The sequence below is a fragment of the Leptospira weilii serovar Ranarum str. ICFT genome (assembly GCF_000332415.1).
Classification (GTDB): domain Bacteria; phylum Spirochaetota; class Leptospiria; order Leptospirales; family Leptospiraceae; genus Leptospira; species Leptospira weilii_A.
In genome coordinates this window covers 1-16,980 of record NZ_AOHC02000008.1, presented here as the reverse complement: position 1 = coordinate 16,980, position 16,980 = coordinate 1, and the positions used below count along the sequence as shown (strand labels likewise).

Genomic DNA, 16,980 nt, shown 5'->3' with positions numbered 1-16,980 from the left:
GAGTTTAGCTATCTTAAGAGAATCTTCTTTATCAGTCTTTTTCAAAGATTGATAAATTGTTGCTAAGTCTCCGGGATTCAAAACAATTACTTGAACTCCTTTGTTTAGTATTGATTTTGCAACACCTAGTATATTGAGATCCTGCTTCCAGGCCTACGATATCGTTCGACGTTAACCATTTTAATAAATTGTTAATTCCGCTTTCCGTTGTGCTGAATTGTCGACGTTCGAGCGAGTTCTCCGAATTGATTCGAACTACCTCTAAACTTTTTTTACCACAATCAATTCCTACATACTTGACTTCTTGACTGTTCATTTCTTTTCTCCTAAAATGACAGAGGCGGAAGGTCTTAACAAAGCCGGGTGATATCACCAGCACTCCTATTCGCGGTCGACTTTGTTTAAGCCGCCACACTTTGGTTTGCGGTGGCCGATTTAGATTCATCTATGGGTCGGGGTCTAAACCCCAAGGGAGCGATCAATCTGCCACCGGCCTTCTTGACTCCGTCGAATCAAGAATATCACACTTCGAACTGCCTTACGTCCAAGAATCATACTAATCTATGGGTCGCTCTATGGGTCGCTCTCTTTCTTTGCTTTCGCAAAGAGCCACTCGCAACGCTCTGCTGCTCGTTGGCTATCTCGCTTCCTATGGGTCGCTCGATATAATTTTCTTTGACATTTGATTTTGAAAAACGAATGTAGTCCCGCGCGAAAACGCTAACGTTACGTTCACAAAACGAGATTGTTATATCAGGAGCTTTCATGTCCGAAATCAAAACCTCCACCTTAAAAAACGGAGAAAGAGAATACAAATACCTGAGTCTGGGTCAGGGAAAGAATCTGATCTTTTTCTTTCACGGATTTCCGGACGACGCGGGTTCGATGAAGGAACTGATGCAAATTTTTTCCGAAAAGGATTTTACGTGCGTGGCTCCTTACATGAGAGGATATACACCCGGTTCCAATGTTCCCTTTTCCACCACGGTCAGTATCGCGGAACTCGCGGGGGATTTGAAGTTCATCGTAGAATCCCTAAAATCCAAACACGATCCGAAAACCACCGTGATCGTAGGTCACGATTGGGGAGCGATCGCTTCTTATGCGTTCGCGAATCTTTCACCGGGAACGATCGACACGTTAGTCGCTCTTTCGGCTCCTCCGATTCCTACGTATTTAAAGAATTTATGGATGTATCCGTCTCAGATCGTTCGAAGCTGGTACATTCTATTCTTTCAACTTCGCTCCGGAATTCCCGAATCGGCATTGCTGAAAAACGAACTTTTACGGAGGCTTTGGGAGGATTGGAGTCCCGGTTGGAAAATTCCGGAGGATCGTTTTCGGGAAGTTTCGGAAAATCTAAAAGTTCACGAACATATTACGACGGCCCTCGGTTATTACAGAGGTTTGTTGACTCCGGGAAATTGGGCCCTTTGGAATTCGAGCAGGGAATTGGTTTTTCACAAGATTTCCGTTCCGGCGCTCGTGCTGGCGGGAGAGAAGGACGAATGTATTTCTACTTCCGTATACAAAGGACTCGAGTCCGAGTTTTATTCCAGAGTTTCTTTTAAGATAATCGGAAAGGTCGGGCATTTTTTGCCCTTAGAAGCGCCGGTTCAGGTCGCCAAGGAAATATTCTCTTTTTTGAAATTATAATTTTAGAATGTACTAAAAAGCGTTTTGATGAAATACTGAATTTCGTTTCGAAAAAGGGTAATAAAACTCTTGCTACTCGGTCGCATAAAAATAATACCCTGAAGAGTTTGTTTCAATCATTAGAATGCGAAGCCTTCTTCAAAAAAACTAACAATTCCGGTTCAGACGCAATTTTTGAGAACTATGCAAAATCGGCCGTTAGGGGGAGCGTTGTAGGAGTTTCCTGAAACGCGATCCATAGAGAGCCATAACTTTTCCCACAAATTGAGAAGGATTTTCGAATCATGGAAACCTCTAAAAACTTCCGTTTCGATATTTGGATAGGCGCAAAACTCTGTTATAAAGTATTCTAGAATATAGATTTTTCAAAAAATGCGGGTTTTTAGAGGTTCTCAGAACTCACGTTAAAATAACGTGAGTTCGGTATAACAAATGCGAAAGCGATTGTAGTGGAAATTCCGAAGGAATTGGAACATTATGTTGCGACCGCAGGCAGCAACATTGAGTTCAAGCGCGGTCGCGAGCTATTTTAACTATGAGATTCGCGAGCTGCGGAGCGACCCGTCGGGAGCGAACGCATTGAGTTTCTTATTCGCCCAAATTTTCTTACATCGAACTCACGTTAAAATACAAAAGTTTTGCAAACTCCTCAATAAAACGACATAAAACCAAGATGTGCCCGGTCAAGGTTGCGGGAGTTCCCACAATTTGATGTCGGGGTTAAAATTTCTCCGATTTTATCCATAAAGGCACAGAGTTTAACCGTTTTCTGAAAATACTTGTGCTAATTTTTAAATCTCTCTTAAAAGCGGCTTCTCTTTCGCCGAAAATGGAACGATGAAATTTATAGAAGGATCAAACGAATTTGTCCACCCGTGAATTTTAGGCCAAAGATACGAAAAATTCAGAAATCGTAGATAAAATGAAAAAAAGGAAGAATTCGACTGTTTTGTTTAGAAAAGTAGAATTGCTAAATACAAACAACCCATGTTGTTTTATTGTTGCGCTGCACAACAATCCATGGGAAAATACAATGGGACAAAATAATGTTCTTTTCTCCTCAGAAGGGGGTGATAAATGCTCGAAAAAATGATCGAAGATTTCAAAGATTCAGTGAAGGAATCCGTAAAATCGGTTCGCATTCCTTTGGAAGTTCACAGCAAAACCGGAAATTATTCCGCCGAAATCGGAGGTTGGGAAGGTACGTCCATGAGTCTCAATCTCGAACGTTTTAACTCGGATTTTATCGGAGAACCCGCGACTTTGGAAGTTCGAATTCCGTTTTGGAAAGATCCGATTTTATTACACGGGACGATTACCGAAAATAAAATCGTTCGCTCCAAATCCCAGGAACGAATGACGGATAACGTGCTTTTGTTCGAATCCGACGCGATCGGATTGATTAAGAAATTTCTTCCTAAGTTTTCGGTCGATCTCAAGGACTGGAAAATTCCAGAGTTTCCCAAAAAGGCGGTTTGAGTGTTTGGGTTCGATTTTTTTCTTACAAATTTTTTCGCGCCTTTTTTAGATCGATTTCACGTTAGTTTGATCTCGAACTCAAGAGGTGCGTGATCCGAAAGGGGTTTGTCCCTGTAGATGGACTGGCTCTTTACGTTTTTCTTCAATGCTTCCGTAACCAAAAAATAGTCGATTCTCCATCCCTTGTTTTTGGCGCGGGCTCCGGCACGAAAGGTCCACCAAGAATATTCCTGTTTATCCGGATAGAGATAACGAAACGTATCCACCCAACCCTGATTTAAAAATGCGCTCAACCATTCTCTTTCTTCGGGTAAAAATCCGCTGTTCTTTGCGTTTCCTTTCGGATCGTGAATGTCCTGCGGAGTGTGCGCGATGTTTACGTCTCCGCATACGATGATATTGGGTTGTTTCTTTTTTCTTTTAGAGGCTTCTTTTTGAAAAAGATCCAGGAACTTCATCTTTGCGGCTTGGCGCACGTCACCCGTGGTTCCGGAAGGAAAGTATAAGTTCCAGAGCGCAAAGTTCGAATATTCCAAATAGATACTTCTTCCTTCCTTGTCAAAAAAAGAATCCCCGATTCCGATCGTGATTTTCTGCGGCGGTTTTTTATAAAGAACGGCGACTCCGCTGTAGCCCTTCTTTTCCGCGCTGTGAAACACGGGAGTATAACCGCCTTCTTCCCAGAGAGAAGGAGAAACCTGATCTTGCATCGCTTTGGTTTCTTGAAAACAGATAAAGTCCGGTTTTGTTTCTCGGATATAATCGCCAAGTCCTTTTTCGAATGAAGAACGAATTCCGTTGCAATTGAGAGAAATGAGTTTCATAACAAGGCGTAAATTGAACGAATTCTTCTTCCGAGCAATTGTTTTTTGAATAAATTTCAGATGCAGGAACAGTTCTTTCGGAAATTCTGGTTTTTCGATGGCGATACAAATTCTGCAAGTCGATCTAAAAAGTCGGTCGGTTTTGGACCCGGTTTTAAAACGCGCCAGAGAGGATTTGAGTTCCACTTTGGATCTCGTAAAACCGATCCTTGAGGACGTAAAACATCGGGGGGACGCCGCTCTCCGGGAATACACTCGGAAGTTCGACGCAGTCGTCCCGGATTCCTTCGTTGTCGATCTTTCTCGGTCGAACCCGAAAATCGATTCTTCTCTGGAGATCGCGCTTGGTAAGGCCGCGGAAAATATCGAAGCCTTTCATCGGATTCAAATTCCTGAAGATAAGGAAATTCTAATACACGGCAATCGTCTCGGGATTCGCCATACTCCCGTGGAATCCGTTTCCGTGTATGCTCCCGGTGGAAAGGCGTTATATCCTTCCACGATTCTCATGGGAGTGATTCCCGCAAAACTCGCGGGTGTGAAAAACATTCAGATCGTCACTCCTCCGCAACAAGGAGCGTTGCCGGACGGACTTGTGGCCGCGGCAAAGATCGCGGGTGCGGATAGAATCATCCTCGCGGGGGGAGCGCAGGGAATCGCCGCCGTTTCTTACGGAACCGAAAGTATTCCTTCTTCCGAATTTGTGATCGGTCCCGGAAATAAGTTTGTGACCGCGGCCAAAGTTTATTTAAGCGGTCAAGGTGTGATCGGGATCGACAGCCCCGCGGGTCCGAGCGAGGTTTTAGTCATCGCGGACGACTGTGCGAATCCTGTGTGGGTCGCTGCGGATCTTTTATCGCAAGCGGAACACGGGGAAGATTCGGTTGCGATCCTTTGTACGGATTCTTTGTCGTTTGCCGAAAAAGTCCGTGCGGAAGTGGAGAAGGCGCTTCTGGAAAGGCCCAAACGCGGCGAGATGAAACGAAAATCCATCGAAGACCACGGAAGAATATTCGTTTTTCCTAATTTAGAGGAATGTTTTGCGTTTTCCGACCTGTTTGCCCCGGAACATTTGGAGATTCAGACGAAGAATTATAAAGAAGACTTAAAAAAAATCAAACACGCGGGTTCCGTCTTTTTGGGAAATTATTCTCCCGTTGCGATGGGCGATTATATCAGCGGGACCAATCATATCCTCCCGACCGCGGGGGCTGCGAGAATTTATTCCTCCTTGGGCGTTTCCACGTTTTTAAAACGGGTCACTTGGCAGGAGGTTTCCAAAGAATCCCTTGCGGATTTGTATCCTCACGTCAAGGTTCTTTCCGAGTTCGAAGGTCTTGACGAAGAACACGGAACCTCCGTGAAAATTAGAACTTAACCGGATTTGAATATTATGATTGTCTGTAGAACTCCAGAAGAGGTTTCCGTCCAGGTTCGTAAGTGGAAGTCCGAGGGTAAAAAAGTGGGTTTTGTTCCCACGATGGGTTATCTTCACGAAGGTCACGCGGCCTTGTTCGATCAATCCGTTTCCAAAACGGATAGAACCGTTGTATCCATTTTCGTAAATCCGGCTCAGTTCAACGATCCGGAAGATTATACGAAGTATCCGGTCGATACGGAAGGGGATCTCGAAATCTGCGAATCTAAAAACGTGGATCTTGTTTTTTTACCCGATAAGGACGCGATGTATCCGGGCGGAATTCCGGATGTAATATTACAAATTCCTCATTTAATGAAAAACTTATGCGCCGTTTCCAGGCCCGGGCATTTTGAAGGTGTACTTCTCGTGATTTCGAGGCTCTTTCATTTTGTGGAACCGAACCTTGCGTTTTTCGGTAAAAAAGATTATCAACAATACCTTCTTATCCGGGAGTTTTGTAAAACTCTTGCGTTTCCGGTGGAAGTTGTCGGTTGTGAAACGATTCGTTCTGAAAAAGGACTCGCCCTCAGTTCGCGTAACGCTCGGTTGAGCGAGGACGAAAAGGAAGAATCTCTTTTGGTTTCCAGAGCGCTCAGACTCGGGGAAACTCAGATTCTTTCCGGAATCAAAGATTTGGTTCTGGTTCGGGACATTATGAAAGACGTCCTGGATTCCTCCTCTAAGATTCGTTTGGATTATTTAGAAATTTTGAATGCGGATACTTTGGAAGTTTTGGAAACTCCGAAAGGAAACATTCTTCTGGCGGTGGCCGTTTTTATCGGTCCCGTGCGTTTGATAGACAACCTGACCTTGAGCGCGGTCTTCGTATGAAAGATCTTTTACAGATCATCGGAAAAGAACTGTTTTCTCAGTTCGAACCGGATTCTCGTCCGAAAAAGAATCCGGCTTCTATGGCAAATTCCACTTTGAAAACAAAGGGAACTTCCAAAAAAGAGCGGAAAACTTCCCTCGATGACAAAGGTTCGTCTTCCGCAAAACTCGGCTCCTTGAAAACGACGGAGAATTTTCCTTCCGCGAAGTCGGGTTCTTCCGAAACCGATGAAAATTCATCCGTAAATTTGTCCGTTACGGGTAACGTGTATTCGGTAATTTCCGGAAGTCATTCCATATTAGCTTCTTCTTTATTTCAAAAATTGAATCAAACGATCGTGGTCGTTTCGGAAAACAACACCGCCGCGGAATTTTTATACAGAGAATCCTTGAGTTTTCTTCCCGCTTCCGATCTGATCTATTTTCCGGGTCAGGAAGTTCTTCCTTACGAATACTTACGTTATCCCGCGGAGATGAAACGGGAAAGGATCAAGGCGATCGCAAAAATTTTAAGCGGAGAACCGGCTCTCATCTTTACGTCCGTCGCGGGTTTTTTAAAAACCCTTCCTCCGATTCGAACGATGCAGGGAAGGGCGATCACTTTGGAAAAAGGAAAAGAGATCGATCTGGAAAGTCTGCTCGTTCAATTGATCGACCTAGGTTACAAACGCGCGGACGTTTGCGAAACCTTCGGAGAATTCAGTCTCAAGGGAGGAATCCTGGACATTTATTCTTCGTATTCCGCAGAACCCGTGCGGATCGATCTTTTCGGAGAAGAGATCGAATCGATCCGTACCTTCGATTCCGACAGTCAGAGATCGATGGCCGATCTGAACAAGGCGGTTATCCTTCCCGCGGACGAGTACGTTCTTTCGGACGAACAAAAAAAAGAATATCAGAATATTCTAAAGTCTGCGGATTCGTCCTTACATCTTCCCGAAATTCCGGAAATCGGATACGGAATTTATTACGAAGAACTCGTTCCTTTGGTGCGGGAAAATCACGGAATCCTTTCTTATTTTCCCGAACCTCCGGTTTTACTTTTTCCGTCCCCCAACGACGTTAAGGAAAGAATACTCCATCTCGAACGAGAATACGTTTCCCTTTTTCAAAAACGTTCCGGGGAAATTCTCTGCGCCCCTCCCGAAAAACTTTTGTCCTTCGGAGAGGAACATAGGGTTCTTTTCGAATCGATCGGTCTTTCCTTTGTAGGGCTTCCTCCTCGAAACGAAAACGATCTCGTTTCCTTTTTAAAGGAAGCTCCCGCGTTTAAGGGTAAGATCCGGGAAGTCCGCGAAAAAATCGCGGAGTTAAGAACGGAAGGAGGTTGGAAGATCGTTTTGACTTCCTCCTTTGAGGCTCAGACGAAAAGACTCCAGGGCCTTTTTGAAAAGGAAGGAATCGTTTTGTTAAACGAAGACTCGACGGAGCCAATGCCCTTTCATCTGGGTAAACACAAAAAAGACGCCTTCCTCGTTTTATCCGAACTCAGAAACGGATTTATATTCGAAAATCAGAAAATTCTAATTCTTTCCGAAAACGATATTTTCGGAAGGGAATACAAACGTAAAACCCGTTTTAAAAAACAAAACAGCAAGGCCCTCCAGAGTTTTATCGATTTAAAAGAAGGGGACCACGTCGTTCACATCCACCACGGAGTCGGTAAGTTTTTAAAAATAGAAAGGACGAGCGCCGGCGGCAAAGAAAGGGACTTTCTGAAATTGGAATATGCGGGCGGAGATTCTTTGTTCGTTCCTTTGGATCAGATCTCCTTGGTTCAGAGATATATCGGCGGCACCGAGTCCCCTCGTCTGGACAGTCTCGGAAAAAGTACTTGGAAAAAGACCAAGGACCGGGTTCAAAAAGCCGTTGAGGCTCTCGCGGAAGATTTGGTTCAGATGTATTCCAACCGACTTAAGTTGCAAGGATACGCGTTTCCTCCGGACACAATTTATCAGGAAGAATTCGAAGCGGAATTCGAATACGAGGAAACTCCCGATCAGATCGACGCGATCGAGGCCGTGAAAAAAGATCTGGAATCTCCGAGACCGATGGATCGTCTCGTCTGCGGAGACGTGGGTTACGGAAAAACCGAAATCGCGATCCGTGCGGCGTTTAAGGTTGCGATGGCGGGACGTCAGATTATGATGCTCGCTCCGACGACGATTTTAGCATTACAACATTATAATACGTTTAAGAATCGTTTTGAGAATTATCCGGTTCGTGTGGAACTCGTTTCCAGATTCAAAACTCCGACGGAAATTCGGGACATCTTGGCGGATTTTACCGCGGGCAAGGTGGACATGGTCATCGGAACACACGCCATTCTTTCCCCCAAACTCAAACCGAAAAATCTGGGTCTTCTCATCATCGACGAAGAACAGAGATTCGGAGTGAATCATAAGGAAGCGATCAAGAAGTTTAAAAATCTCGTGGACGTTTTGACTCTGACCGCGACTCCGATTCCGAGAACTCTTCATATGGCTCTGACCGGAATCCGGGAACTTTCCATCATCGCCACTCCGCCTAAGAACCGTCAGTCGGTCGAAACTTACGTTCTGGAAGAGGACGAGGATTTGATCGCCGACGCGATCCGCAACGAGATCCAAAGGGACGGTCAGGTTTTTTATCTTTACAATCGAGTGGAAACCATCGAACAGGAAACCAAACATCTGAGTGAAATCGTACCCGAAGTTTCCATCGGAATTTTACACGGACGGATGACGGAAGATGAAATCGAAGAAACTCTTTTGGACTTTTACAACCGTAAATACGATATTTTGGTCACGACCACGATCATCGAATCCGGCATCGATATGCCGAACGTGAACACGCTTTTTGTAAAACGTGCGGATCTTTTCGGTCTTTCTCAGTTGTATCAGATTCGGGGAAGGGTGGGCAGAAGCGATAGAAAGGCGTTTGCGTATATGCTCCTTCCGAAGGATCGAGTTGTGACCGAACAAGCCGAAAAAAGACTGAATACGATCTACGAATATCAGGAGTTGGGTTCCGGTTTTAAGGTGGCGATGCGGGATCTTGAAATTCGAGGCGCGGGAAATCTGCTCGGAAAGGAACAATCCGGAGACATCATGGAAGTGGGATTCGATCTGTATGTTCGAATGCTCGAAGAAGCGATCGCAAGAATCAAGGGAGAAGAAGTCGCCGTAGAAGTGCGAACCTCCGTGACTTTGAATACCAACTTTTTCATTCCGGAAACTTACATCGCGGATACAAGGCAGAAAATAGAATTCTACAAAAAGTTCGAAGGCGCCAGAGATCTGGAAGAGATCGAAGAGGTTTGTAGAGAAATGGTGGATCGTTTCGGAGAACCTCCGGAGGATACGAGAACTTTTATTCTTTTGGAAAAGATTCGAACTCTTGCATCCAATCTCGGTTTCGAATCCGTAGCCGAAATGAAGGATGAAATTAAAATGAAATCCGGTTTATATTTTAAAGGAGACCCTACGAAAATCATTCAACTAATCTCTGTTAAGACGGGACTGACTCTGAATCCGAAAGAACCGAATGTGTTGATTTTTCAAACGGGAAAAAAATCGGAGAAGGAAAAGTTGGATACTTTGATCTTTCTTCTTTCGTCAATGTTACCTTCCAAAAAAGTATAGACGATACAACCCCGAATCCTATCCTATGCAACAGGAACCCTAAGTCCGATGAAAAAAAACAGTATTCTCTTTTTTATTGCTCTTTTCACCGCTTTTTTTGCGAGTTGTGGAGATAACTCCGAAGTGATCGAAACTCTGGACGGAAACAAGATCACTGTTAACACTTTTGAAGATACGTATAACGTAGCCATCGACGCGATGAGCCGCGTTCAAAATATCGAAAAAGAAAATCTTCTCGAATTCATTTCTAAAGATATCGCCGAAGTTCCCGAACAGATGAGAGCTTTGAACTACCAATTTCAAAAGAAAAATTTTTACGATCAGTACAGAGACATGATGATCACGACCATCGCGGCCGAAAAAGAAGGTTTCACAAAACGCGACGACATCAAAAAGATCCTGAAGTTTCAGGAGATGCAGATCGTCTCTCAGCTTTATGTGATGCACCTCGTAGAAAGTAAGATTAAAATTTCCGAGGAAGAAGCGATGGAAGAATGTCAGAAACTTCGTTCCAAGGAACCACAAATCAGTTCTCTTCCGATCGATCGTTGTATTCTTTTTGCGAGAGCGAAGTTGAAAAAAGACAAGTCGCAGGAAATTCTTCCCAAGGTTTTGGAAAGAATCAAAGAACAGGTTTCGATCAAACACAACGATAAGTTCGATCTGGATGCGTTTTTGAAGAAAAAAATCGGCGGCGAAACAACCGATAAAAAAGATCCCGCAGGAACCACTACAGCTCCTAAAACGGAAGCCCCGAAAACGACCGGGCAGTAATCTCCTTTGAATCCTTATCTGAACGCCTTTCTGAGAAGTATCATTGAGGCGATCACGGAATTTCTACCGGTGTCTTCCACGGGACACCTGTTCTTATTCAGTTCTTTCTTTCCTTTTAGCGGAGAGAATTTCGGAATTGCGTTCGACGATCTTTTCGATATCTTCATTCAAAGCGGCGCCATTCTTTCCGTTTTATTTTTGTATCGGGAAAAATTCGGATCGCAGATCGTTTCTTCCTTTCGGTACGTCACAAAACAAAACTCGGACCCGCAGGGGTATTATTTTTTACTTCAGATTGCGATCGGAGCCTTTCCGATTTTAGCCGCGGGTTTTGTTGCCAAGAAATTTTTGGATACGATTAAAATGAGACCGGATCTTTTGGATATCCTCGCGAGCGCTTGGATCTTCGGAGGAGTTCTCATCCTAGTCGCCGAATGGTTCTTTCATAAAAAACAAAACGGCTCCGAAAGAAAACCGGTGGGTTTTCAGGACGCCATCCTGATAGGGGTCTTTCAGTGTGTCGCATTAATTCCAGGAATTTCCAGATCGGCCGCGACGATCATTACCGCCCGCTTTTTAGGAAAGGATACGAAGAGCAGCGCGGAGTTCTCCTTCTTCCTGGCGGTGCCGGTTCTTTTGGCTGCGGGAATTTATAAATTGGTTAAGTATCGTTCCATTTTGAACGGAACTACGATTCCGGTTTTAGTCTTCGGATTTTTGATTTCGTTTTTTCTTTGTACTCTTGTCATTCGTTGGTTCTTACATTATCTACAAAAACATTCCTTCGGCTCTTTCGGGGTATACAGAATTTTACTGGGGGTCGGAGTTCTCGTTTTCACTAAATTTATTAGATGAAAATCCAATTCACGGGAATAACCTGAACCGGAATGTGTCTCCGCCTGATTCTGATCTTATCTTTCCTCTTATTGGGGATTCCTATCTTGGCGCAAACGGAAGAACAGATGTTGCGTTTGATTACGGGCGGAGCGGGCGGTTCCAGTCCTTCTTCTTCCGGGGACGATAAAAAACTCGCGATCCTCCGAGCCAAAAACAGGCTCCTCGGAAAATCCATCGATACTCTCCCCGATCGGGAAGTGGACGACCTTTTACTTTCTCTCGGTTTGACCCGAGACGGATCTCTTTTCAGCAAAAGAAAACGTCTGCGCGCCGCTTTGGAAGAATCGGTTCCAGTCGCGGTCGATCCGATGTCCCAACTTCCTCAAACAAAAAAGGCGCTTCCGATTTCGATCGAAAACGCGTCGGAAGGAGAACTCCTCCAAGTGGATAAGAATAAGTCCGGGGTTCTTGTTCTTCGGGGGAGGGTTCGTCTGAAACTTCGTTCGGGTTCTCTCGAAGCCGAAACGATCACCGTGGACAGCGAAAGACAGGAGATCTACGCGGAAGGCGGGATTATTTATAAGGACGGTCGAGCGATCGTGGAAGGGGATAAGTTCATCTACGATTTTCGTTTGGAAAAAGGGGTCGTCTATAACACGAAAGGAACCTTCTCTCCGGCCCACTTTATCGGAGAGAAACTCAAGAAACTCGACGACAAACGTTATGCGCTCGAGATGGGTTATTTTACGATCTGCAACGCGGAAAAACCGCATTATTCCTTTAAGGTAAACAGACTTTATATCTACGAAGATAAGACGGTAATGGCGACTAACGTTCGTTATCAGGTCGGAGGTACGACCGTTCTTTGGCTTCCGTTTCTTTATAACAGCAATTTAGGAAACGGATGGATTGCCCAGGCCGGTAAGAACAACACGCAGGGAATGTTTTTGCAGAGTTCGTATCAATGGTCTGCGATTCCTTCCTTCCCCTTGGCTCCGATGGGTTATAAGTTTCGGGCGGACTTTTACGAAAAAACGGGACAGGCGTTTCACATGGAGATGTGGAATCAAAGTCCCGCTATGAATTATCTGATCGATATCGGATACGCCAATCATAGAAACTATCAGACCACAACGGCCTATGAGGATCGTTTTCACAATTTCGGAGTTGGTACGACTACGGTCACCAATCAAGTGGACCGAGGCGCCCTTTTTTCCGCGAATCCGAACGCTCCTCTGAGAAATATCGGACCCGACACCGAACCTTGGTGGAAGGGTAGAATTCTTTTAAATTCTAAGATGAACAACACCGAAAAGGACGTTACCCGAAACATCAGCTTACAGTACGAAAATTATTCCGACAGGCTTTTCGAATACGAGTACGGAAACCGTTACGAACCGGCAAACACTTTACAATCTCTTTATACGGCTAGGAACGTTCGTATGGGTTTTGTTCGAAACACTTTGGAATGGAAGTTGGATTATTCCGAAAACAGAGGGGATCTTTCCATCAACGTAGGGATGAAACGAAATCTTCTGTATTACATTCTCAATCCCGCGGACAAGTCCGGATACTTTCCGACCGTGGACACGGTTCCTACGACTACGATCCGAAATTCCTCCGAAATCGGGAGGATTCCGTATTTCAACTCTTCGGTTTATTGGGACGTTTTTTTGACCAACGTGATTCTCAGATACTACGGAGTTCCGACCCGAGAGAACCTGAAGGTTCCTACTCTCGAAGGTTCCTTTCAAGATCCCTGGGGAAGTTATAAGGAGAACGTTTTTAGAACACAGTATTTTACCCAAGGCGAATCGGGCCTTAGGACCTCTCTGAATTTCGGAAGTTACGTTACCTTCACTCCGAACGCTTTTTTCGGAGCCAAAAAACAATCCGCTACGGTTCGAAACAACAGCGCGGTCACGGGTGTTACGGATAACTCGTTCACTTCTCTGGAACGGTTCCTCGCGAGAGAATCCTACGAATATTTGAGGACTTCCTCCAACTTAAGATTCGGAATTCCACTTCTATTTTTTAATACGACATACAGAAAAATGGAAGTTTATAAACCGGAACTACAAGATCCGGTTCTCGCCAAAACGAGACAACACGAGCTCGAAGTTTCTTTGGAAAGTTACGCTCTGGAAAATTTTGAAATGTCGATCCGAACCATACGGGACCTAAGAACCTTCTCTTCGGATTACAAACCTCAACCTACGGACTCGGAAAGATGGTATTTTACGATTGCGAGATTTTCGGGATACTTCGACTTTTTGGACGGATTCAGTCCGAAACGAGTCTCCTTGCTCGAAAAGAAAAGAAGTTTTTATTCCGGTTTATTCTTAAGCAACGATTACGTTCATCATACTCCCAAAGCAAAACCGCTTTACAACAGTTTGACAGCTTCTTACAAGATGGGTGGTTTTACTCTTCCTTTGATTCGTTTGATCCGAGAGTTGGAATTGGGTGGAACCTGGTATCACGTTTACAACAGTCCGATCTTGGACGGTTATCGCGTGTTCGTAAAAGCGAACGTAGATTTTACGAGATATTTGGGAATCGAAGCCGAACTCGATTCCAGAGTGAGCCAACCCTGGAGATATACAAATCAGGTCGGAAATACGTACGACACGTTCTATTCCGGAAACGATCCGACCACTTCCGTTTCCACCCTCAACTTGGATAGAACGTCTCTTCAAAGGGACTTACTCGACGGAACCGGAGTGAACGGGAACGGGGCGAAACAGAACACGGCGTTAAACATCAATCGTTTTATGGGAACGATCAAATACAACCTTCATACGGCAAACTTCAGACTCGGATACAGTATGGATCTGCGCGCGGTTCCCGGAGGAAGAACGGACGGACTCGTTTCCTTTTACGATCAATCGATATTTTTCTCGATCTCGATCACCGACTTTACTCTGGGCCAACAGGATTCTTCGGAGCTGACAAGAGTTCGTTTGTTTCGATTTAGAAAACGTCCTTTTCAAGCGGGGGACGCAACGGGAATTACTTCGGAGAACCCTTGATATGTTAAAGGAAAGAAACCAAACCTTCAAGCTGATATTCACAGGTTTAGATTTTGTGAATGCGTTATTCAGCGGGGCGCTCGCGTTTGTTTTCCGATTTTATATTCTCGACGAAAACGGAACGGATCGCCGTTACGTGGACGTGGAAAGTTATATCTTTTTGTTTTTACTTTTGGCGTTCTTTCAAGTCGTCGTGTTCATCGCGATCGATCTCTATCATCCCAGAAGAGGACTTTCGTTTATCGACGAATTCTTAACGATCGTAAGCGGTGTGTTTCTCAATCTAGTATTCGTACTCGCGGTTTTATTTTTCTTTAGAGGGGATTTGGGTAGCGAACGATTTTCGAGATACGTGATTCTTGCGTTTGCAACGATCAACACATTGACTTCGAGTTTCCTTCATTATACCGCGAGGATCGTGTTGCGAACCCTTCGTAAAAAGGGTTACAACCTAAGAAGTGTATTGGTCGTCGGAGTTTCCGAAACTTCGAAACGTTTCAACGACGCGGTCATCAAACACGGAATTTACGGTTATAAGATCTTAGGATTCGTTCAGACAAAAGCGGTAAAACCGATTCGTAAGGACATGAAAGTGATCGGTAAGATCGAAAAAATCTCTCGGATCTTGGAGGAAGAAAGACCGGACTTAGTCGTTTACACTCTCGAACCTTCCGAAGGAGATTATTTAAAAGAGGTTTTGGATGCTTGCGATCACGAAGGAATCGATCTCAAGATCGTTCCCGGATTTCAGGAATTCATCAAGGCTCGAGGAACACCTAGTATGATGGAAGGACTTCCCGTCATTTCGATCCGTAACATTCCGATCCGATTGGGTTACAACAAGTTCGTCAAAAGAATTTTCGATCTTACGTTTTCCCTTCTTTTCATTTTGTTTTTTTCTCCGTTTTATCTCGTGATGGCCTTGCTCGTAAAACTGACTTCACGCGGTCCCGTTTTTTATTATCAGGAAAGAGTGGGACTCGATAATAAAAAGTTTAAGATGATCAAGTTTAGAACGATGATCGTTCAGGTTAAGAGTCAGTCCGAAACGACATGGACGGTTCAAAACGATCCGAGAGTCACGAGTGTGGGGAAAATTCTCCGAAAACTTTCTTTGGACACCTAGTATACTCCTCAGTTTTTTAACGTTCTTTTCGGGGACATGTCCGTCGTAGGTCCGAGACCGGAACGTCCTCATTTTGTGGAAAAATTCAAAAACGATCATAGACATTATATGAGAAGACACGCGGTCAAAGCGGGAATTACGGGACTTGCTCAGATCAAAGGACTTCGGGGAGACACGTCGATCGAGGATCGGATCGCCGCGGACATCTATTATATCGAGAACTGGTCGCTCTGGTTTGATCTCAAGATTATTCTACTGACTCCGTTTAAAGGAATCATGGACAAAAACGCATACTAAAACAGTCTTGTCCCAAGGGGAGAATCATGAACCTGAACGAAGATTCTTTGCAAAAAATCGCGGAACTCTCGCGTTTGAAAATCCGTCCGGAGGAAAAAGAAGCCGCCTTGGCGGACTTTAACAAAATTTTGGAATACGTGGACCAAGTTAAGGGTCTGGACGTAAGTTCGATCGGAGAGGACGAGATTTATTTTCAACATGAAAATGCGATTCGTCCGGATCTGATAGGCAAACATCTTTCCCGCGAAGAAATCGAAAACCTTCGCCCCTTCTTTTCAAAACGGATATTTCGTCGTTCCTAAGGTGATCGAGACATGAACGAAATATTAAAAAAATCTTATACGGAACTCAAATCCTCCTTAGGCTCCGGAAAAATTTCCGCGACCGAACTCGCACAGACCTGTATCGATCGGATCCGAGAAACGGACGGTTCGGTAAAAGCGTTTTTGTCCTTGGACGAAAAAAAAATTTTGGACGCGGCGGCGGAAAGCGACAAACGCAGAAAACACCTAGTATAAAGCCCTTTCGGAATTCGACGGAATGCCCGTCGCGATCAAGGACAATATCTGTATCCAAGATTCGGTCACTTCCTGTTCCTCAACACCTAGTATTTAGAAAATTATAAATCTCCATTCAACGCGACCGCGGTCGAAAAACTGCTCGCAAAAGGGTTCGTATTGTTTCCAAGAACGAACATGGACGAGTTTGCGATGGGAAGTTCCACGGAAAACTCCGCGTTTCAGACGACTCGTAACCCGTTCGATTTGGAAAGAATTCCGGGCGGTTCGAGCGGCGGTTCTGCGGCGGCGGTTGCGGCTTCTATGGTTCCGTTGGCTCTCGGTTCCGACACGGGAGGATCCGTTCGACAACCCGCTTCTCTTTGCGGACTCTACGGACTCAAACCAACGTATGGAACCGTTTCTCGTTACGGACTTGTGGCTTATGCTTCGAGTCTGGATCAGATCGGACCTTTTTCGAGAGATCTACAAGGTTGTATCGATTTGTATTCCGTGATTTCCGGAAAGGACGTAAGAGATTCGACTTCGGTCCATCGTCCCGGATTTTCCGCTACGGTAGGTGT

9 protein-coding genes and 4 pseudogenes are annotated in these 16,980 nt (G+C 44.7%); 11 read left to right on the top strand and 2 right to left on the bottom strand.

All coding sequences use genetic code 11. The features are described 5' to 3' along the window. A pseudogene (locus LEP1GSC060_RS19090) lies at window positions 1-316 on the bottom strand (IS110 family transposase); the annotation flags it as partial. Window positions 317-765: 449 nt separating this feature from the next. Between LEP1GSC060_RS19090 and LEP1GSC060_RS00855 the strand changes: the two are divergent. Continuing rightward, window positions 766-1,656 carry an alpha/beta fold hydrolase gene (locus tag LEP1GSC060_RS00855; protein ID WP_002993941.1) on the top strand — a complete coding sequence of 297 codons (891 nt, stop codon included), beginning with the start codon at window positions 766-768 and terminating at the stop codon, window positions 1,654-1,656. 1,077 nt (window positions 1,657-2,733) lie between these two features. Beyond that, window positions 2,734-3,135, top strand: coding sequence for a hypothetical protein (locus LEP1GSC060_RS00850; protein WP_002993933.1), 402 nt, complete (start codon window positions 2,734-2,736; stop codon window positions 3,133-3,135). 56 nt (window positions 3,136-3,191) lie between these two features. Here the strand turns inward: LEP1GSC060_RS00850 and LEP1GSC060_RS00845 are convergent, their stop codons facing one another. Further along, a complete protein-coding gene (locus tag LEP1GSC060_RS00845) occupies window positions 3,192-3,959 on the bottom strand; it encodes an exodeoxyribonuclease III (protein ID WP_036094998.1) in 768 nt (255 codons plus the stop codon). Window positions 3,960-4,056: 97 nt separating this feature from the next. On the opposite strand from LEP1GSC060_RS00845, the gene hisD reads away from it, so the two are divergent. The 9 genes and pseudogenes from hisD to LEP1GSC060_RS00795 all read left to right on the top strand — a co-directional run. Beyond that, entirely contained in the window at window positions 4,057-5,337 is a 1,281-nt protein-coding gene (hisD, locus tag LEP1GSC060_RS00840) for a histidinol dehydrogenase (protein ID WP_036094997.1), read from the top strand. Between the two features lie 15 nt (window positions 5,338-5,352). After that, window positions 5,353-6,210: a pantoate--beta-alanine ligase gene (gene panC / locus LEP1GSC060_RS00835; protein WP_002993930.1), complete on the top strand. Its 858-nt coding sequence runs from the start codon at window positions 5,353-5,355 to the stop codon at window positions 6,208-6,210. Continuing rightward, entirely contained in the window at window positions 6,207-9,833 is a 3,627-nt protein-coding gene (gene mfd / locus LEP1GSC060_RS00830) for a transcription-repair coupling factor (RefSeq protein WP_002993925.1), read from the top strand. The genes panC and mfd overlap by 4 nt, the downstream gene beginning before the upstream one ends. 48 nt (window positions 9,834-9,881) lie before the next feature. Continuing rightward, complete coding sequence (locus tag LEP1GSC060_RS00825) at window positions 9,882-10,607, top strand: lipoprotein LipL31 (protein ID WP_002993922.1); 726 nt, start codon at window positions 9,882-9,884, stop codon at window positions 10,605-10,607. Between the two features lie 6 nt (window positions 10,608-10,613). Further along, entirely contained in the window at window positions 10,614-11,462 is an 849-nt protein-coding gene (locus tag LEP1GSC060_RS00820) for an undecaprenyl-diphosphate phosphatase (protein WP_002993935.1), read from the top strand. Window positions 11,463-11,494: 32 nt separating this feature from the next. Further along, window positions 11,495-14,476: an LPS-assembly protein LptD gene (locus LEP1GSC060_RS00815; protein ID WP_036094995.1), complete on the top strand. Its 2,982-nt coding sequence runs from the start codon at window positions 11,495-11,497 to the stop codon at window positions 14,474-14,476. Window position 14,477: 1 nt separating this feature from the next. Then, window positions 14,478-15,899, top strand: a pseudogene (locus LEP1GSC060_RS00810) (undecaprenyl-phosphate glucose phosphotransferase). Between the two features lie 26 nt (window positions 15,900-15,925). Continuing rightward, a pseudogene (gene gatC, locus LEP1GSC060_RS00805) lies at window positions 15,926-16,217 on the top strand (Asp-tRNA(Asn)/Glu-tRNA(Gln) amidotransferase subunit GatC). Further along, window positions 16,214-16,980 (top strand): annotated as a pseudogene (locus LEP1GSC060_RS00795) (amidase); the annotation flags it as partial. The pseudogenes gatC and LEP1GSC060_RS00795, both read left to right, overlap by 4 nt.